The organism is Nocardioides lijunqiniae (assembly GCF_015024225.1).
In the GTDB taxonomy this organism is placed as follows: domain Bacteria; phylum Actinomycetota; class Actinomycetes; order Propionibacteriales; family Nocardioidaceae; genus Nocardioides; species Nocardioides lijunqiniae.
On sequence record NZ_JACJGM010000021.1, the window covers coordinates 38069 to 57197 of the forward strand.

General features: G+C 73.6%; 12 protein-coding genes. 5 read left to right on the forward strand and 7 right to left on the reverse strand.

What is annotated here, in order from left to right:
• From IRQ30_RS13995 to IRQ30_RS14005, 3 genes are read right to left on the reverse strand one after another with little or no spacing between them, the layout of a single operon-like run.
• On the reverse strand, positions 1 to 261 hold the full coding sequence (locus tag IRQ30_RS13995) for a hypothetical protein (protein WP_193613524.1): 261 nt from the start codon (positions 259 to 261) through the stop codon (positions 1 to 3).
• Positions 258 to 1037, reverse strand: coding sequence for a hypothetical protein (locus tag IRQ30_RS14000; protein ID WP_193613525.1), 780 nt, complete (start codon positions 1035 to 1037; stop codon positions 258 to 260). The genes IRQ30_RS13995 and IRQ30_RS14000 overlap by 4 nt, the downstream gene beginning before the upstream one ends.
• A gap of 2 nt (positions 1038 to 1039) precedes the next feature.
• Complete coding sequence (locus IRQ30_RS14005; RefSeq protein ID WP_193609631.1) at positions 1040 to 1918, reverse strand: WXG100 family type VII secretion target; 879 nt, start codon at positions 1916 to 1918, stop codon at positions 1040 to 1042.
• A gap of 245 nt (positions 1919 to 2163) precedes the next feature.
• Here IRQ30_RS14005 and IRQ30_RS14010 point away from each other — a divergent pair, with 245 nt between their 5' ends.
• A complete protein-coding gene (locus tag IRQ30_RS14010) occupies positions 2164 to 3156 on the forward strand; it encodes a TerC/Alx family metal homeostasis membrane protein (protein ID WP_193609630.1) in 993 nt (330 codons plus the stop codon).
• A 36-nt stretch (positions 3157 to 3192) separates the two neighbouring features.
• Here the strand turns inward: IRQ30_RS14010 and IRQ30_RS14015 are convergent, their stop codons facing one another.
• Both IRQ30_RS14015 and IRQ30_RS14020 read right to left on the reverse strand, forming a co-directional pair.
• A complete protein-coding gene (locus IRQ30_RS14015; protein ID WP_193613527.1) occupies positions 3193 to 4584 on the reverse strand; it encodes a protein kinase domain-containing protein in 1392 nt (463 codons plus the stop codon).
• Entirely contained in the window at positions 4581 to 5714 is a 1134-nt protein-coding gene (locus tag IRQ30_RS14020) for an FHA domain-containing protein (protein WP_193613529.1), read from the reverse strand. The genes IRQ30_RS14015 and IRQ30_RS14020 overlap by 4 nt, the downstream gene beginning before the upstream one ends.
• 154 nt (positions 5715 to 5868) lie before the next feature.
• Between IRQ30_RS14020 and IRQ30_RS14025 the strand changes: the two genes are divergently transcribed.
• From IRQ30_RS14025 to IRQ30_RS14040, 4 genes are read left to right on the forward strand one after another with little or no spacing between them, the layout of a single operon-like run.
• Entirely contained in the window at positions 5869 to 12036 is a 6168-nt protein-coding gene (locus IRQ30_RS14025; RefSeq protein ID WP_193613530.1) for an Ig-like domain-containing protein, read from the forward strand.
• Positions 12037 to 12053: 17 nt separating this feature from the next.
• Positions 12054 to 13022, forward strand: a complete 969-nt coding sequence (locus IRQ30_RS14030; RefSeq protein WP_193609626.1) for an AAA family ATPase — start codon at positions 12054 to 12056, stop codon at positions 13020 to 13022.
• A gap of 5 nt (positions 13023 to 13027) precedes the next feature.
• Positions 13028 to 14230, forward strand: coding sequence for a DUF58 domain-containing protein (locus IRQ30_RS24225; RefSeq protein ID WP_193613532.1), 1203 nt, complete (start codon positions 13028 to 13030; stop codon positions 14228 to 14230).
• Positions 14227 to 16470, forward strand: coding sequence for a transglutaminase-like domain-containing protein (locus IRQ30_RS14040; RefSeq protein WP_193613534.1), 2244 nt, complete (start codon positions 14227 to 14229; stop codon positions 16468 to 16470). Before IRQ30_RS24225 ends, IRQ30_RS14040 begins: the two co-directional genes overlap by 4 nt.
• Before the next feature lie 33 nt (positions 16471 to 16503).
• On the opposite strand, the gene IRQ30_RS14045 is transcribed toward IRQ30_RS14040, so the two are convergent.
• Together IRQ30_RS14045 and IRQ30_RS14050 are read right to left on the reverse strand one after the other, a co-directional pair.
• Entirely contained in the window at positions 16504 to 18204 is a 1701-nt protein-coding gene (locus IRQ30_RS14045; RefSeq protein ID WP_193613536.1) for an ELWxxDGT repeat protein, read from the reverse strand.
• A gap of 162 nt (positions 18205 to 18366) precedes the next feature.
• Entirely contained in the window at positions 18367 to 19035 is a 669-nt protein-coding gene (locus tag IRQ30_RS14050; protein ID WP_193613538.1) for a TetR/AcrR family transcriptional regulator, read from the reverse strand.
• Between the last annotated feature and the right edge of the window lie 94 nt (positions 19036 to 19129).

Consider the following 19129-nt stretch of genomic DNA (forward strand, 5'->3'; position numbering starts at 1 on the left):
CTAGGCGCTGGCGCGGTCCTGGTCGGAGACGTTCTCGGCGGCGACGCGGGCGGCGTCGTCCAGGGCCTCGGCGGCCGAGCGCAGGGCGCGCACGTGGGCGGACTGCCACTCGCCCTCGAAGCGGTCCCGGTCGTGGCCCACCCACGAGGTGACCGCGAGCTGCGCGGTCAGTCGGGCCTCCAGCTCGCGCACCCGGGCCGCGACCGTGGCCATGCGGCTGGAGAGGCGGGCCACGCTCTCGGTGTCCATCCCGTAGATCACGGCGCGACCTCCGTGGCCGGGTCGGTGGAGGCGGTCGCCTCGGAGGCCAGGGCCTCGACGCGGGCCCGGAGCGAGGCGACGGTCTCGGGTCGGGCGCTGACCCGGCCGGTGGTCGGGTCCGCCACGACCGACCAGGACCCGCGAGGGCCGGTGAAGAGGCCGGTCATCGCGGGGCGCTCGTCCCGGTCGGCGTCGATCACCAGGACGTCGGCCCGGACGTAGGCGGCGCCGAGGTGCTCCAGGAGCTCGGGAGGAGCCTCGCCGTCGGGGGAGCCGGTCAGCACGACGGGCTCTCCGGTGCCGTCGGCGGCGTCGGGGTGCAGGGTGGCGCCGGCCAGGAGCTCGGCGAGCGCGGCGGTGTGACCCAGCGCGAAGCGGTGCAGGCCGTCGGAGCCGACCTCCTCCAGCAGCGCGATCTCGTCGACCAGGTGGGCGTACCAGAAGTCCTGGCCGGTCGCGGTGGTGCGGGCGACCGCGACGACGCGACGCGCGGCCTGGCGCAGCGTGAGCGCGGACAGCACGTCCTGGCGCACCATGGCGTCGACCTCGACCTCGGTGCCGTCCGAGCCGGGCGTCGGCGTGGCCGTGGCGTCGACGGCCGGCGGGTCCACGATGCCGCGGGCGACGAGCCCGCGCAGGGCCGTACGGCGCACGGCGTCGCGCTCGGCGTCGGGGACCGCGGACAGGAACGGCGTGACGACGGCGCCGGGCCCGGGCGTGAGGACGGAGAGCTCCTCGTCGGTGAGGATCTCGAGGGCGACGGTGGAGGCGGGCATGGTCAGGCTCCTGCGGGTTGCGGGGTGGGCGACAGCAGGCCGCGCGCCCAGGACTTGGCGGCCTCCAGGCCGCTCGTGGCGCCGTCCCAGACGCGGCCGGCCGTCTCGTCGATCGACGACCAGTGGTCCACGACGAAGTTGCCGGCGCTCCAGAGCCCGTAGACGACGACGGCGCCCCCGGCCACCGCGGCGGTGATGGGCGCCGAGACCGCCAGCGCGGTGCCGCCGATGAGCAGGGTCGCGGCGCCCGCGGCGCCGGCCAGGCCGAAGCCGCGCGTGGCGGCCTCGCGCCAGCCGTCGTAGCCGCCGCCGGTGAAGGCGTCCTTGAGGCCGGAGAAGACCGTGATCGGCAGCGACAGCTTGCCCAGGAGGTTGCGCGCGCCGGCGAGCATGCCGGTGGCCTGCTTGCCGTTGCGCAGCACCTCGAGCGCGGCGAGCAGCCTCTCGGAGCGCACCAGCCCGGCGAAGCCGGTGGCCGGCATCATCAGCGCCTTGACGAAGTCGTTGAGCTGCAGCGCTTTCTTGATCGCGTTGAACGGCTTCATGACGAAGTCCCACAGCGTCTTGGTGTCGAGACCCCAGTCGAGCACGCCGTACGACGGCCCGGCCGTCTCGGAGCCGCTGGCCCGCTCCTGCTCCTCGGCGTTGTCGGCGAGCAGCCGGGCGGCCGTCTCGAGGGCGTCGGACACCCCGGTCATCTGGACCTGGGCGAACGACGCCCACTCGTCCTTGCAGCGGCTGGCGTCCGGTCCCTGCCAGTCGGCGGCGTCCTGGATGCCGCTGGTGAGCTCGCCGGCCAGCTCGCGCAGCTCGCGGGCGCCGTCCCCGAACGACGCGGCGAGGCGCTGCAGCTCCTCGACGTCGGCCCCGATCATGGTCATGGCCCGACGATAGGTCCGGGGGATCGCCCGGGTCAGCCGGAGACTTCCGGATCGTCCGGGCGAGATCGCCCGTTTCGCGGTCGCCCCGCCACGTGGGAGGATGGCGGCGTAGGAGGGGAGTATTCCTTTCGCTGCGGTGTCGTCAGCACGACCAGCGTCTCGGCGCGGTCCGGGGCCGTGGGTCGCTTGCGAGCGGCGGAAGAGACCTCTGGGTTTTTCCTGTCCCCTTCACCACTGGAGTTCTTGTGGAAGTTTCCACCCTCGAATGGACCATCACGATCGGGGTCACGGTCGCCGTGCTCCTGTTCGACGTCATCGTCATCGCGCGCGACCCGCACGAGCCGACGATGAAGGAGTGCGCCATCGCGCTCACCGTCTACATCAGCGCGGCGATCGCGTTCGGCATCTGGACGCTGCTGTACCACGGCCACGACTACGGGGTGGAGTTCTTCGCGGGCTGGCTGACCGAGTACAGCCTGTCCATGGACAACCTGTTCGTCTTCATCATCCTGATGGCGGCGCTCAAGGTCCCGCGCCAGCTGCAGCAGGAAGCGCTGATGGTGGGCATCATCCTGGCCCTCATCTTCCGTGCGATCTTCATCGCGCTGGGCTACCAGCTCATCGAGAACTTCTCCTTCGTCTTCTACGTCTTCGGCGCCTTCCTCGTCTACACGGCCTACACGCTGGTCAAGAGCTACCGCTCCCACGACGACGAGCACCCCGAGGACAGCGCGGTCGTGAAGTTCGCGCAGAGCCACCTCAACGTCGGCGAGGAGTACAAGGGCCTCAAGCTCTGGTACAAGGAGAACGGCGCGCGCGTCGTCTCGCCGATGCTGATCGTGATCATCGCGCTGGGCAGCACGGACATCCTGTTCGCGCTCGACTCGATCCCCGCGATCTTCGGCATCACCCAGGAGCCCTACCTGGTCTTCGCCGCGAACGTGTTCGCGCTCATGGGGCTGCGCCAGCTGTACTTCCTGCTGGGCGGGCTCCTCAAGCGGCTGGTCTACCTGTCGCTGGGGCTGTCGTTCATCCTCGCGTTCATCGGCGTCAAGCTCGTCCTGCACGCCCTGCACGAGAACGAGCTGCCGTTCATCAACGGCGGCGAGCACGTCTCGGTGCCGGAGATCTCGTCGCTGCTCAGCCTCGGCGTCATCCTGGTGACGCTGGTCCTGACGGCGGTCCTGAGCCTGGCGAAGGACAAGCGCAACGCCGAGGAGCAGGCGGCCGACGCGTAGGACACGTGGGACTGCGTCAGCCGGCCCCTGCGGGGGTCAGCTGACGCAGTCCTCGGTCCACGGCGAGGCGTAGCTGCCGCGGATCAGCCGCACCTGGAGACAGGTGCGGGTCGCGGAGGTCACGGTGAGCCGCGCGTCCTGCGTGCGCCGGCTCTCGCCGGTGTCGGTGCGCTTCCACTCCCAGGTGTCGCCCGCCTGACCGGCGTCGGGCGAGCGCCAGGCGAAGGCCACCCGGTCCCCGTCGCGCGTGCCGCGCACCACCGGCGGGCGCCCGGGCGCCTCGGGTGCCACCGACATGGGCGTGCGGCTGCGGGTGGGGTCCGGCTGGGTCGGCTCCGGGTCCTCGCCCCCGGCGAGGTTCACCACGAGCAGGACCCCGACGACGGCCAGGGCCGCGACGCCGGCGACGGCCCAGACCACGGTGGAGCGCCGCTCCCTCCCGGGCGCGGGGCGCGCGGCGGGAGCCTCCAGCGCGGCCGCCCGCGGACCGCTGCTCGGGATCACCGTCATCGGCTTCACGTGCGTGGTGTCCTGGTCGACCGCCGCCGGCGCGGCCGGCCCGGCGGCCGGCCGGTCGCCCTCGACCGCGATCGGGGTCCGGGAGTAGCCGGCCTCGGACTCGATGCGCTGCAGCGCCCGGGCCAGCTCGAGCGCCGACTGCGGCCGGTGCTCGGGACGCTTGGCCAGGCACTGCTGCAGGAGCCGCTCGAGCGCCGGCGGCACGTCGGGGCGCTGGGTCAGCGGCGGCGGTGCGTGCAGGATCCGCGCGGTGAGCGCGCGCGGGGAGTTGTCGCCGTTGGGCACCGAGTAGGGCGAGCGCCCGGTGAGCAGGTTCCAGATCGTCGCCCCGAGCGAGTAGACGTCGGAGGCGACCGACCCGTTGGAGCGGCCGTCGAGCAGCTCGGGCGGCGACCACGGGTAGGAGATCCGCACCTCCTGCTCGCCCGCCAGCTCGTGCACGTGGCCGGCGATGCCGAAGTCGCTCAGCGCGGGCTCGGAGTACGACGTCACCAGCACGTTGCTGGGCTTGATGTCGCGGTGGATGATGCCGGCCCGGTGGGCGGTCTCGACCGCGCTGGCGAGCTTGACCGCCGTGCTCACGGTGTCGGCGACCGACATCGGCGCGGTCCGGACCCGCACCCCGAGGTCGGGCGGCGGGCAGTAGCGCATCACCAGGTAGGGCCGGTCGTCGGTCACGCCGGCGGTGATCACGCTGACGATGTAGGGGTGGTCGGAGAGCTGGGCCATGGCGTTGGCCTCGGCGGTGAACAGCTGCTTCTCGCGCTCGGTGAGCGGCACGTCGGGGCGCACCACCTTGACCGCCACCCGCTGCCGCGGCCACTCCTGCTCGTAGAGGTAGACGTCGGCGAAGCCGCCCCGCCCCAGGTGCTCGAGGTAGGTGTAGCCCGGGATCTCGGGCCCGCTCACGCCTGCACCCCCGCCACGACGTCGTAGACGACCTCGCAGCTGTCGGCCAGGTCGAGCACCTGACCGGGCTCCCAGACGTACGGCTCGTGCGCGCGGATCCGCTCCGGAGCGCGCCCGGGCACCCGCAGCGTCGTCCCGCCGCGGGAGCCGACGTCGGTCGCGACGACCAGCCACCCGTCGAGCTCGACGCGCAGGTGGGTGCGCGAGACGTAGGAGGAGTCGTGGCCGACGCGCACGAGGTGCGGCCAGTCGGCGGTCTCGGGCGGCGCGGTGGGCTGTCGGCCCAGCACCACGCCCCGGTCCAGGGGCACGGTGTCGCCGTCGGGGAGCCGCAGCACCCCGAGCTGCGGCCGGGGCACGCGGGCCGGGTCCTGCGGTGGGACCGGCCGGCCGCACGCCCGGCAGGTGGGGACGAACGCCGGGGTCAGGTGGCCCGCGGTGCAGCGCGCTGCCAGGACCGTCTCGTGCGTGGGCTGGTGCAGGTGGTCCGGGGTCGGAGGAGGAGGCGACGAGGCAGGCGCCTCGGCGGCGCGGAACGTCGTGTGGCCGTCGTGGTCGGGGTCGGCGGCGCGGCGCACGGTGTGGCCGATGCGCTCGTCCAGCCCCTGGCGGCTGTCCTCGACCGGGTCGGCGGTCACGACCGGCGGCGGCTCCGGCGGTGGGTCGCTCGCCCGGCTCGCCAGGATCTCGGGCGGGATCGCGTCGATGATGCCCGGCACCGCGGCGGGCGGTGCCCCCGTGGTCGCCCCAGACGTCGCCCCGCCGGTCGTCGGGGGCCGCGGCGCGCTGCCGGGACGCAGGTCGACCGCGTCGGCGGCGACGACGCCCCCGACCAGGCGCAGCGAGCCCGGCACCTGGGCGGTGCCGAGCGCCAGCGTGTGGACGCCGTCGCTCTCCACGACCCGGGCGCCGCCACGGCTCACGTGGGCGCGGTGGGCCGGGGCCAGGTCGACGTAGGCGAGGGACACGCCCTCACCGTGGTGACCGACCACCGACGCGACGACGGCGTCCGCGGCGGGTGCCGTGGCGGTCAGGAGCTCCCAGACGCGGTCGAGCAGTGCGGCGTCGGCGGGCGCTCCGAGCAGCAGCCAGCGGGTGCCCGCACCGAGGAGGGTGCCGCTGCCGGGCACGTACCTGACCTCCACCGGATGTGGCTCCCTTCGCCGCGTCGACACCATTGTCCCGGGCGGCCGGGGTGCCGGGTCAAGCGGCGTCGAGTTGTGAGGGGTGGACCGGCCTCTTACGCTTCGCACGAGTCTCGCGCGCAACAGAAGGGAACGGCCCGTGTCCTTCTCGGGGGTGGTCCGGCGGCATCGGATCGCCATCGCCTCCAACCTGGCCCTCCTCACGGTGGCCGCCGGGGTGGTCGTGGCTGCCGTCCAGGCGGACGGGTACCAGACGCACGAGGCCCAGCTCAACGACGGCGGGATCTGGGTCACCAACTCCCGCGACGGCTTCTACGGCCGGGTCAACAAGCCGATCGGCCAGCTCGACGGCGCGCTGTTCGCCGAGCTCGACGCCCAGCTCGACGTCGTCCAGGACGGCGCCTCGGTCGTGGCCGTCAACGCCTCCTCCGGCGCGCTGGCCGCGATCGACCCCGCCACCGTCGAGCACCCCGACGGCGACACCGCGAGCATCCCGGGCGCCTCGCAGGTCGGCCTGTCGGGCGGCACGGTCGCGGTCCTGGACCCCTCGACCGGCAAGCTCTGGGCCGACCTGGCCGACCCCGACCTGGGGGTGCCGGTCGTCGGCAACCTCGACAGCCAGGCGCCGCCGCTGGCCGCCGTGGGGAAGGCCGCCGCGCTGGCCGTCACCCAGGACGGCGAGATCCTGGCCGTCTCCTCCGAGGACGACACGCTCACGCGCTTCACCCGCACCGACGCCGGCTTCTCGGCCCCGGCCGAGACCGAGCTGGGCGCCGATGCCGGCCCCGGGGTCACGATCTCGGCCGTCGGGAGCACCCCGGTCCTGCTGGACACCGAGTCGGGCTCCCTGACCGTGGTCGGCGGCGCCGAGACCGACGTCCCCGCCGGGTCGGTGCTGCAGCAGCCCGGTCCCGACTCGTCCGCGGTCCTCGTGGCGACCTCCGACCGGCTGCTGGCGATCGACCTGCAGTCCGGCGAGGAGACCACCCTGGCCGAGGGCGTGGGCGGCCGACCGACGCAGCCGGTGCGCCTCGGCGCCTGCCAGTACGGCGCCTGGTCCGGCGGGGTGGGGGCCGTCGCCACCCGCTGCGGCGAGGGCGACCCGATCGTCAACGAGCTCGGCACGGAGTCCAACGACCTGGTCTTCCGGGTCAACCGCGGGGAGATCCTGCTCAACGACCGCGCCTCCGGTGCCGTGTGGAACATCGACTCCGAGAACCCCACCCGCCTCGACAACTGGGACGCCTTCAAGAAGAAGGTGACCGAGGACGACAAGAACGAGGAGAACGAGGAGGAGGCCGAGGGTGACCGGCGCCCGCCGGAGGCCAAGCCCGACGACCTCGGCGCGCGCCTGGGACGCACCACCGTCCTGCACCCGCTCGACAACGACACCGCCCCGAAGGGCCGGCTGCTGTCCATCCGCTCGGTGCAGGACATCACCGGCTCCGACGCGGACGTCCGGATCAGCCCCGACGGCCAGACCGTCCAGATCACCCTGCCCGAGCGCGCCGGCACCACGACGTTCGAGTACTACATCGACGACGGCCGCCAGGACGTCTCCGCGCACGCCACCGTGACCGTCCGGCCCCGCACGGCCACGGCCAACGGGCTGCCGCAGCTGCGCGAGGGCTTCGAGCCGCGGGTGTGGAACGTCCCCTCGGGCGGCACCCTCGACGTCCCGGTCCTGCCCGACTGGCGCGACAAGGAGGACGGCGACCCGCTGTCGGTCTCCGAGGCCACCGCGCGCGGCGGTGAGCGCACCGGCGCCAGCGCCCGCGTGACGACCGGCGGCCGGATCCGCTTCACCGCGCCGGCCAAGGCCGGGCTGGTCACCGTCGCGTACGCCGTCAGCGACGGCCTCGGCGAGACCGTCGGCGACGAGCTGAAGTTCCAGGTGCAGGGGCCCAAGGACCGGGTCGCGCACGCCGCGGTGGCGGAGCCCGACGTCGTCTCCGGCGAGGCCGGGAAGCCGATCACGATCCGGCCCCTGGGCAACGACCTGCCCGGCTCCGACCCGGTCATGCCCGACGCCGAGCTCGAGCTGGCCGGCAAGGTCGCCGCCACCGGCGGCGCCGACGTCCGCACCGACATCGTCGGCGGCACGGTCACGTTCCGCTCGGCGCAGCCGCGCACCTACTTCCTCGACTACGACACCCGCTACGGCAACGCGCCGTTCGCCCGCGGCCGGATCCGGGTCGACGTGCGCAAGGCGGAGAAGAACCCCGACGCGCCGGTCGCGATGCCCGACAACGTGACGCTCTACGGGCAGGCCGCGACCCTGGTCGACGTCCTCGCCAACGACGTCGACCCCACCGGCGGGCTCCTGGTCGTGCAGGGCGCGGACGCCGACGAGGCCAACCAGCTCGACGTGGCCGTGGTCGAGGGCCGCTGGCTGCGCATCGCGGCGCGGCAGGGGAGCCTGGCGCCCCAGCTGCAGGTCGTGCGCTACCGCATCAGCAACGGCAGCCGCTCCGGCATCGAGGGCGAGGTCGTCGTCACGCAGCGACCCGTTCCGGAGGACACCTCGCCGGTGACCGAGGCCGACCGGGTGGTCGTCCGCGAGGGCTCGGGCGTCTCGATCCCGGTGCTCGACAACGACTTCAGCCCGTCCGGCGACGAGCTGGACCTGGTCGAGCACGTCGCGGGGGAGACCGCCGGAGCCCTGACGGTGCTGCCGCCGGGCGACGACGAGGTGCCGACCGGCACGGCGTACGTCGCCGGCCGCTTCGTGCGCTACGTCGCCCCGCGCGACCTCGACGACGCCCAGACGTTCACGGTCCGCTACCTCGCCTCCAACGCCGCCGGCGAGACCACGCCGGGGAAGGCCGAGATCACGGTCATCCCGGCCGACCGGCCCAACGAGCCGCCCGAGCCGCCCGCCCTCGAGGCCCGGGTCGTCTCCGGCGACGCCGTCAAGCTCACGGTGCCGGGCTCCGGGGTCGACCCCGACGGCGACCCGGTCACGCTGACCGGCATCACGACGGCGCCCACGCTCGGCCGCCTGGTCGGCTACGGCGCCAACTCGCTGCAGTACCAGGCCTTCCCCGGCAGCGTCGGCACCGACGAGTTCGGCTACACCGTCGTGGACCCGCAGGGCGCCGAGTCCACCGGCACCGTGCGCATCGCCGTCGTCCAGCCGGCCCGACCCCAGCCCCCGCTCGCGGTCGACGACACGGTCACCGTCGAGCCGGGGCGCGTGGCGACCGTCGACGTGCTGGCCAACGACCTCGTCGCCGACGGCGACCGGGTCGGCATCGAGCTGCTCGACCCGCCCGAGGGGGTCAGCCTCGAGTCGCCCCAGGGGCCGGTCGTGGTCGACTCCGGCAGCGCCCGGGCGGGCCGCGACGTCGAGGCCGTCTACCGCCTCAGCAACGGTCTGAGCACCTCCCAGGGCACGATCACCCTGCGCACCTCCCAGCCCTTCAACAACCCGCCGGTCGTGTTCGACGCGTTCGGCGAGACCGACGACGGCGACACCGTCCGCGTCGACGTGCTCGAGACGGCCTACGACCCCGACGGCCCGGCCGCGGCCCTGCGCGTCACCGAGGTCGTGACCCCGCCGGGGCTGACCGCGGAGATCGCCGGCGGCACGGTCACCGTGCAGCGCGGCGACCACCCGCTGGTGGTGCCCTTCCGCGTGAGCGACGCCGACGGGGGAGTGGCGACCGGCTCCCTGTTCGTGCCGCCCGTCCGCGCCGGGGCCCCCTACGTCGAGGACGGCGCGCTCCTGGAGATCGGCTCGGGCGAGACCGAGTCCTTCGACCTGGCCGACTACGTCGTCAACCCCAGCGGCGGTCCGGTCCGGTTCACCCTCAAGGACCGGATCTGGGCCTCTCCGCCCGGTCAGCTCGGCCCCGTCGTCACCGGCGACGGCACGTTCGACCTCAAGGCCGCCGACGGCTACGTCGGACCCGGCGCCGTGGTCTTCGAGGTCACCACCGGGGCCTCGGTCGACGACGCGGAGGGCGTGCGTGCCGTGCTGTCGGTGCCCGTGCAGGTGGGCGCCGAGACCCCGATCCTGCGCTGCCCCGACGAGCCCGTGCAGATCGCCCAGGGGCAGACGCTCGACATCGACGTCGCCTCGCTGTGCCACGTGTGGACGCCCGACCCCGACGACGCCGGTGGACTCGTCTTCGACGCCGACTGGGAGGCCTCGAGCGACGGCCTGGCGATCATCGAGCCGAGCGGCCAGTCGATCGGCGTCGCCGCCGACCCGGACGCGCCCGTCGGCAACCGCGGCACGATGCTCGTCACCAGCGAGGGCAGCGACCCCGGCCGCGTCGAGCTCGTGGTCGTCGAGTCGCCGCCGCCGTCGCTGGCCGCGATCCGCGTCGGCGACATGCGCGCCGGCGAGACCCGCACGATCGACCTGGCGCCGTACCTGCGGGCCGGCGTGCCCAACCCGGAGCCGACGGTGGTCGAGGCCACCCAGCTCACGGACCTCGCCGTGCAGGCCGAGACCGACGGGTCGCGCGTCACGATCACCACCGGCGACCGGGTCGACGGCCGCGCGGAGTTCCGCGTCGTGATGAGCGACGTGGCCGGGGACCCCGGCCCGGAGCGGCTCGTCGAGGGCCGGATCGCGGTCGAGGTGCTCGACGTCCCCGACACCCCGACCGCCCCCGTGCCCGGCGAGACCGTCCGCGACCAGGAGGTCCTGCTCAACTGGCGCGCGCCCCAGGCCAACGGCGCCCCCATCGACCGCTACGAGGTCCGCAGCGGCGGCGTCACCCGGCAGTGCGGCGGCACGTCGTGCGAGGTCCGGGGACTCACCAACGGACAGCCCTACTCCTTCCAGGTGCGCGCCCACAACCGCATCGGCTGGTCGGAGTGGAGCCCCGGCTCGGCCCAGGCCACGCCGGACGCCAAGCCCGGCCTGGTCGGACCGATCCGCCAGGTGCGCGAGGGCGACCGGGTGCTGGTGATCTCCTGGACCAAGCCGACCACCAAGACCTCCGCGATCCGCCGCTACCTCGTGTCCTGGCCCGGGGGGAGCAAGAGCTCCACGCAGCCCTCGATCACGATCACCGGGCTCGACAACAACAAGAAGTACACGTTCTCGGTCGCGGCGGAGAACGCCCGCTTCATCGGCCCGGCCCGCCGCTCCGCGCCGTACCAGTCCGTCGGCACGCCGGGCACGCCCGCGGCGCCGACGGTGACCGACCAGCGCACCCCGGGCAACACCGGCGCCGTCACGCTGACGTGGCCGGAGGTCAACCCCAACGGCCCGACGCCCGTGCGCTACACGGTCCTGCGCGACGGCAACCCGCTGGGCTCGTGCAGCAACCTCGTCGCGACCCGCTGCGACGACGCGGGCATGGCCTACGACGGGCGGACCTACACCTACTCCGTCCGGGCCACCAACAAGAACGGCCAGGGCAAGGTCGCGACCGGACCGGGGTCGCCGTGGAACGCCGTCGGCCAGCCCGAGCCGTGGAGCGGCGGCTTCCTCGTGGTCCCCACGGGGCAGGACCAGTCGGGCCGCGCCCAGTTCACGGTCCCGCGCTCGCGCGGGGCGCAGTCCAAGGTCACCATCTACTCCGACGGCGCTCCCGTGAGCACGTTCGAGGGGACGGGCGCGCAGGACGTGCCGTTCAAGGTGGCCTCCAACGACCGGCCGTACTCGATCCAGCTCGAGGTGTGCAACGAGTCGGGGGCCTGCGAGCGCTCGGGCACCCAGCCCCTGCAGACCTACGGCAACCTCGGCCGGGTCCACATCACCCGCCTGGACCCGACGGTCAACGGCCGCAACGTCTACTGGACGATCACCGTCGACGCCAACGGCGACGCGGCGAACGTCACGGTCGACAGCGACAAGCGCGGCAAGGAGACGTTCACCTCCAGCAGCGTCGACGTCTCGACGTTCCGCACCTCGACGATCGACATCGGCTACACCGCCACCGAGCGGCTCACGGTGACGCTCTCCGACAACAGCCCGCGTCGCGGTCCGGCGGAGCGCACGGCGGAGTCGCCGCAGACCGAGAACCAGCCGAAGCCGAAGGTCACGATCACCCGCGGCGACCGCTGCAGCGACGTGACCAACAACCCCGCCTGCAACCGCGACGGGACCGGCACCGACTGCCTGCACGCGAGCTGCGGGAGGATCCTCTTCACCAGCGAGAACTGGGGCTACAGCCCCATGAACTGCACCTTCTTCGACGACGTCTCGCCCGGCGGCTACGCCACCCGGGCGGTGGCCACCAACCGCTCGGTCCAGCCGGGCGCCTACTACGGCTGGCCGGCCCGCACGGTCTACGTGGTCTGTGACGGCGTGAAGTCGAACGAATACAACTGGCCCAACAACTAGGCATCCCGAGGACCTCCGTGACTCTCTCCCACGACCAGGCTGCGTGGTTCAAGCAGACCTTCGACCAGCTGACCGACAACATGGCCAAGGCCGTGCTCGGCAAGCGCCACGTCGTACGCCTCGCGCTGACCTGCCTGCTCTCCGAGGGCCACCTGCTGCTCGAGGACTTCCCGGGCACGGGCAAGACGATGCTGGCCCGCTCACTGGCCAACACCGTGCAGGGCAGCCACGCGCGCATCCAGTTCACGCCGGACCTGCTGCCCTCCGACGTCACCGGGGTGACCGTCTACGACCAGCACCAAGGGACCTTCGAGTTCCACCCCGGCCCGATCTTCCACACGATCGTGCTGGCCGACGAGATCAACCGCGCCTCGCCCAAGACCCAGTCGGCGCTGCTGGAGGTCATGGAGGAGGGTCGGGTGACCGTCGACGGCAAGCCCCACGAGGTGGGCCGCCCGTTCATGGTGATCGCGACGCAGAACCCCATCGAGCAGGCCGGCACCTACCGCCTGCCCGAGGCCCAGCTCGACCGGTTCCTGATGAAGGCCTCGGTCGGCTACCCCGACAAGGCCGCGACCATCGAGCTGCTGGTCAACGCCAAGGTGCGCGACCGCGCGGCCCTGGTCACCCCGGTCATCACGTCCGCCGCGGTCGCGCAGATGAGCAGCCTCGCCGACGAGGTCTACGTCGACCCGGCCGTCGTGGGCTACGTTGCCGAGATCGCCGAGGAGTCGCGACGCCAGCCGCACGTCAAGCTCGGCCTGTCCGCGCGCGGCTGCCTGGCGTTCATCCGCGTCGCGAAGACCTGGGCGGCCGCCGACGGCCGTGACCACGTCGTGCCCGACGACATCAAGGACCTCGCCGTGCCCGTCCTGTGCCACCGGCTGCTGCTGGACGCCGAGGCGCAGTTCAGCGGCATCTCGATCGACACCGTCATCGCCCGCCTGCTGGACTCGGTCGCCCCGCCGACCGACCGGGTGGCCTGACGCCGGTGCGGCAGGTGCGGGGGGTGCTCCAGGGGCTCGGGCGGGTGGTCAACCCGCTCGGGTGGCTCGTGCTCGCCCTGGGGACGCTGGCCCTGGCCGGCGCCGTGTGGGGCGGGTGGCGCGAGCTGGCCGTCCTCGGCGTCGCCTGCCTGCTGCTCCTGCTCGCCTCGCTGCCGTTCCTGGTCGGGCGGACCCGGGTGCGCGTCGACCTGGTGCTGGAGCCGGCGCGGGTGGCTGCCGGGGAGACCGTCTCGGCCGGGATCGACGTCACCAACGTCTCCGGCCGCCGGATGCTGCCCACGATCTTCGAGCTGCCCGTCGGCGACTCCGTGCACCGCTACGGCATCCCCACCCTCGCGCCGGGCGCCCGGCACGAGGAGAGCTTCACCGTGCGCACCGAGCGCCGGGGCGTGATCGGGGTCGGGCCGGCCACCACCCGGCGAGGGGACCCGCTGTCGCTGTGCTCGCGCGACACCGAGTGGACCGACCTCCACGAGATCCTGGTGCGCCCGCCGATGGTGCCGCTGGACGCCCTGGGCGCCGGGCTGCTGCGCGACCTCGAGGGGGTCGAGACCGAGGCGATCTCGCAGAGCGACCTGGCCTTCCACACCCTGCGCGAGTACGTCCCCGGCGACGACCTGCGTCACGTGCACTGGCGCTCCTCGGCCAAGGCCATGGCGTCGGCGGGGGAGAGCCAGCTGCTGGTGCGCCAGTACCTCGACACCCGCCGCAGCCACGCGACGATCGTGGTCGACGACCTGCCGGCGAGCTGGGGCTCCGAGGAGCGCCGCGAGGAGCAGTTCGAGACGGCCATGTCGGCGGCCGCCTCGATCATCGTGCGCGCGGTGCTGGACGACTTCGAGGCGTCGTTCGTCTGCGGCGCCCACGCCTCCTCGGGCTTCGACGGGCACCTCGCGCTCGACGCCGTGTGCCGGGCCGGGACCGGCCGGGTCGGGCTGGTGCCCGCGGCGCGCAAGGCCGCCGACATCGCCTCCGACACCAGCCTGCTGTTCCTCGTCACCGGCCCCGACGCGCCGTTCGAGACCGTGCTGCGCGCCTCGGCGACCTTCCCGCCGGAGGTGCGCCGCATCGCGATCGTCGTGGACTCCACGGCGACGAACAGGGTCACGGAGACCGGCGGTCTCACGGTCCTCCACGTCGCCGCCAAGGAGGACCTCCCCGGGTTGCTGCACTGGAGCGCCCGATGAGCCGCCTCGCGCCCAGCCGCCACGACCTGGTCGACGCCGCCCTGCTGCTCGCCGCCTGCGCGACCGCGCTGACCGGCCTCGCCACGACCTTCACCGGCGTCGGCTACCTGGTCGTCGGCCTGGCCGGCGTGGTCCTCGGCGTCGTGCTCGCCCACGTGACCACCTCGCTGCGGTGGCCAGGCATCGCCGCGATGGTCCTCGCCCTCGTGGTCTTCGTGCTGCTCGGCGCCCCGCTGGCGCTGCGGGCGGCGCCCGGACCGTCCGCCGTCGGCGAACTGGGGGACCAGCTCCTCTTCGGCTGGAAGGACCTGCTCACCACGGTGCCCCCCGTCGACGGTGACGGCCCCCTGCTCGTGCTGCCGTGGGTGCTGGGGCTGGTGGCCGGGGTGCTGGGCACCCTCGTGGGCCGGCTGCGGTCCGGCCCCGCCTGGCTGCGTGCGCTGCTGCCGGTGCTCGTGCCCGCGGCGCTGCTGCTCGCGGTGATCCTGCTGGGCGTGGCGCGTCCGCAGTCGCTGTGGCTCCAGGGTGTCGTCTTCACCGTGCTCGCGATCGGCTGGCTGGCGCTGCGCGTCCAGCGCTCCAGTGCGCCCGTCCGCGGCGGCATCGGCCGGGGCCGCCGGCTGGCCCTCGGCACCGTCATGGTGGCGCTGGCCGCCACCGCCGCGCTGCCGGTCACGACGTGGGCTACCGGCTCCGACGACGAGCGGGTCGTGCTGCGCACCTACGTCGAGCCGCCGTTCGACATCGGTCAGTACCCCTCGCCGCTGTCGTCGTTCCGCCGCTACGTGAAGATGCCGAAGCCGGACGCGGTCAACCTGCACGACAAGACCCTGATGACGGTCGAGGGGGCGCCGGAGGGGGCGCGGGTGCGCATCGCCGCGCTCGACCGCTACGACGGCGTGGTGTGGGGGGCCGCCGAGGACACAGTCCCGGGCAGCTCCGACGACACCTTCCAGCGGGTCTCCTCCACCATCGACAACCCGGCCGAGGGCGACGACGTCGACGTGACCGTCACCCTGGGCGAGGGCTACTCCGGCGTGTGGCTGCCCACGGTGGGAGCCCTGCAGTCGATGGACTTCGAGGACGGCGCCACCGAGGAGATGGCAGAGTCGTTCCGCTACAACCTCGCCACCGCCACCGCCGTCGTGCCCTCGGGCCTGGCCCCCGGCGACCGCTACTCCTTCTCGGCCGTCCGCACCGACGACAACGTCACCGAGGCCTCCGTGCCCTCGGGCTCGCTCGGCGAGGCGGCGCTCGCCGCCGGCTTCCTGGACACCCAGGCGGTGCAGTGGTCCGCCGGTGCCTCGGAGCCGATGGAGCGCGTGTTCGCGGCGGCGGAGCACCTGCGCACCGAGGGCAAGTACTCCGACGGCGTGCTGGAGAGCGAGAAGATCTACCACGCCGGCCACCACGTGCGTCGGCTCGCGGAGGAGTTCGTCAACGCGCCGATCATGGTCGGCAACGACGAGCAGTACGCCGCCGTGATGGCGCTGCTGGCCAACAAGATCGGCGTGCCCGCGCGCGTCGTCCTCGGCGCGGTGGTGCCGGACGACGGCGTCGTCGAAGGCAAGGACGTCCACGCCTGGGTGGAGCTCCAGGTCGCCGACGGCAGCTGGCGCACGCTGCCGACCGAGACGTTCATGGACACCGACCGCCCGGCCGAGCAGCCGCCCCTGTCGGAGCAGGAGATGAGCGGCACCGTGGTGCCGCCGCCCGCGCCGATCCCGCCGCCCTCGACGCTCGCCGAGCAGAACGACGCCGAGCTCAACGCCCGCAAGGGCGACCGCGGCGAGGAGGAGGAGGCCGGGCTGCCCGGGTGGGTGCGCGTCGTGCTGCTCTACGTCGGGCTGCCGCTGCTCGTCATCGCGCTGCTGCTCTCGTCGGTGGTGCTGGCCAAGGTGCTGCGCCGTCGTCGGCGTCGCGCCGCCGACCGCATGTCCGCGCGCATCGTGGGAGCCTGGCGCGAGCTGGTCGACCACGCCCGCGACCTCGGCCAGCCCGTGCCCGTCGGGGCCGGGTGGACCCGCCGCGAGCAGTCGTCGAGGGTGGCCTCCCCGGACGCCCCCGGCCTGGCAGCGCTGGCCGACCGCCACGTGTTCGGCCCGGCCCAGCCGCCGGAGGCCGCCGCGGCGTCGTACTGGGCCGCCGTGGACGCCGAGCGCCGTCGCCTCTCCAGCGCGGTGCCGCGCCTGCGCCGGCTGCGGGGCGCCCTCAGCCTGCGCACGTTCCGGCGCCGCTGACGCCGGTGGCGCAGGCCGGGGCCCTCGATCCCGCTAGCGGACGACGACCCTGACGACCTTCGAGCGCGACGTGCTGGCGTGCACGCTGCCGGCGTAGTGGACGCGGAGGCGGTGGGTCCCCTTGCGCAGCCGCTTGGTGATGCGGATGGTGGCCTTGCCGCCGCGCAGGGTCGCGGTGCCCAGCACCCGGGAGCCCTTCCGCAGGACGACGACCCCGGAGGGGACGGCGCCCGTGGCGCGGACCACGACGGGCACCCGGATCCGGCGCTTGGCAGCGGCGCGCCTCGTGGCGACCACCTTGCGCTTGGCGCCGGTGGTCGAGCGCAGGGTGGTGTAGGCCCACAGCTCGATCCCCGCGGCGTCCCGCGCGGAGAAGAAGAGGGTGCGTGAGACGCCGGCGACCGGCTGGCCGTAGCCGTCTGTCGGCCCCGGGCTCGCGTCCTTCGTGATGCGGGTCCCGGCCGTGGTGCCGTCGGTCTGCCAGAGCTCGCGGCCGAGGGCCGAGGACGCGCCGGAGTAGAAGAGGGTCCCGGCCACGACCAGCATCCTGTCCGGGCCCGGTCCGGCGTCGTGCTCCTTGACCAGGCGGGTGGTCGCGGCCGTCCCCCCGGTGGCCCACAGCTGGTGGGCGTTCTGGGCAGTCGAGGCCGAGAAGTAGACGGACCCTCGGTAGACGGTCAGGAACCCGGGGTCGGAGTCGCCGGCGCCGGACCGGATGTCGGCGACCATGTGGGTGCCTGCGGTGGTGCCGTCGGTGGCCCAGAGCTCGTCGCCGTTGGCGCCGTCGTCGGCGTTGAAGAAGACCTGGTCACCGAGGGCCACGAGCTCCTGCTGGCCGTTGCCGGTGGCGCCGGGGAGCGTCTCCTTGACCAGCACCGGCAGCGTGCCGTCGCTGCGCCACAGCTCCCGGTTGCCGTCACTGGACTGCGCGGTGAAGAGGATGCGCGAGCCGAGCACCGTGAAGTTGCGGGGGACGGACGAGCCGGCCGGGTTGATGTCACCCAGCTTCTGCGTCCCGGGGCCGGGGTTGCCGTTGCTGACCCAGGGCTCCGCGCCCCCGGCGCCGTCGGCCGAGAAGACCAGGCTCGTGCCCCAGCGCGTGAGTGCCTGGATGCCGGCGTCGTCGCTGCCGGGCCCGATGTCGGAGACGAGGCTGGTGCCGGCCACGGTCCCGTCGGAGCGCCAGAGCTCGCGTCCGTTGAACGGGTCGGTGGCCGTGAAGTAGACGGTCCCTCCCACCGCCACCAGCTGGTCGGGCTCGCCGGAGGCGGTGCCCGAGCTGATGTCGCGCACGAGCCGGGTGCCGGCCGCGCTGCCGTCGGTCACCCACAGCTCGCGCCCGTGGATGCCGTCGTCGGCCGTGAAGAACACGCGGGCGCCGACCGTGAGCAGGTGGTAGGGGTAGGAGTTGCCCCCGGGGCGCAGGTCCTTGACCATGCGGGTGCCGCGCCCGGTGCCGTCGCTGGACCACAGCTCGACACCCGCCGTCCCGGACTCGGCGTTGTAGATGACCCGCGAGCCCAGCGTGACCACCTCCGTGGGCCGAGAGTCGGCCGCACCCGGGTTGGCGTCGACGACCCGGTGGGGCACCGGGTCGAAGTCAGCCGCACGGGCGGGTGCCACGGCGACGACGCACAGGGCGCTCGCCGCCAGTCCGAGCACGAGGGCGCCGGCCGCCCCTCGGGCGAGGCGGGCAGGGGTGGGCAGGGGTCGTCGTACGGGAGGTCGTCGCATGGGGTCGCCTTCGATGGGGGTGGGCCAGGCGGGACGCGACGCAGGCGCGAGGTGCGAGACCGGGTGAGCAGGCGACGCTAGCAACGAGGACACGAGTTGACTAGGTTCTTCGTGTATTCAATACATTTCTCACCAACTGGATTAGACCAGCGGGGTCGGGCCTCACGCCTCCGGGGGTGGCAGGGCGCGGGTGCTGGCGCCGATCGCCAGGATCGCGGCGCGCAGCCAGGCGACGTACGCCGCGGGGGAGTAGCCCCAGTCGTGGACCAGCTGGTCGTAGGTCTCCTGGGAGGTCAGGACGTAGAGGTACGCCGCGAAGGCCTCCGGAGGGACGGACTCGTCGGCGATGCCGCGGGCGACGTACCAGGCGTGTCCGAGCACGAAGTCCGAGCGCTTCAGCTCGATCAGCTCGGCCACCGCTGCCGAGACCCGCTCCTCCGACCGCGCCGCGGCGCGCACGGCGGCCCAGATGCCGGCGGAGCGATCGTTGGCGGCGCCGATGAACTCGGCGTACGCGCCGATGGCCTGCTCGGTGTCCTCCTGGGACATGATCTCGACGAGCTCGGGCTGGTCGATGATCGAGCGCCAGCCGCCCTCGCCGGCGTAGGTCTGCTGGAACGCCTTGATCAGCAGCTCCGCCTTGGTGCCGACCTTGTTGACGGACTCGAGGGACACCCCCGCCTGTCGGGCGACCTGCTGCATCGTGGCGCCGGCGTAGCCCGAGCTCGCGAACACCTCCGCCGCGGCGGCGACGATGGCACGCCGCGTCTCGGCCGCCTTCTCGGCCCGCAGCGGCGAGCGGTAGGCGCGGGTGGGCGGTGGGGTCGTCATGGCTCTCCAGGGTCGGGGCCCGCCAGGTCGCCGTGCGGGCGGAGCTTTTCGCTGGGCACATTCTGCACCCAATTGCGGGCGGCCCGTCACGGGG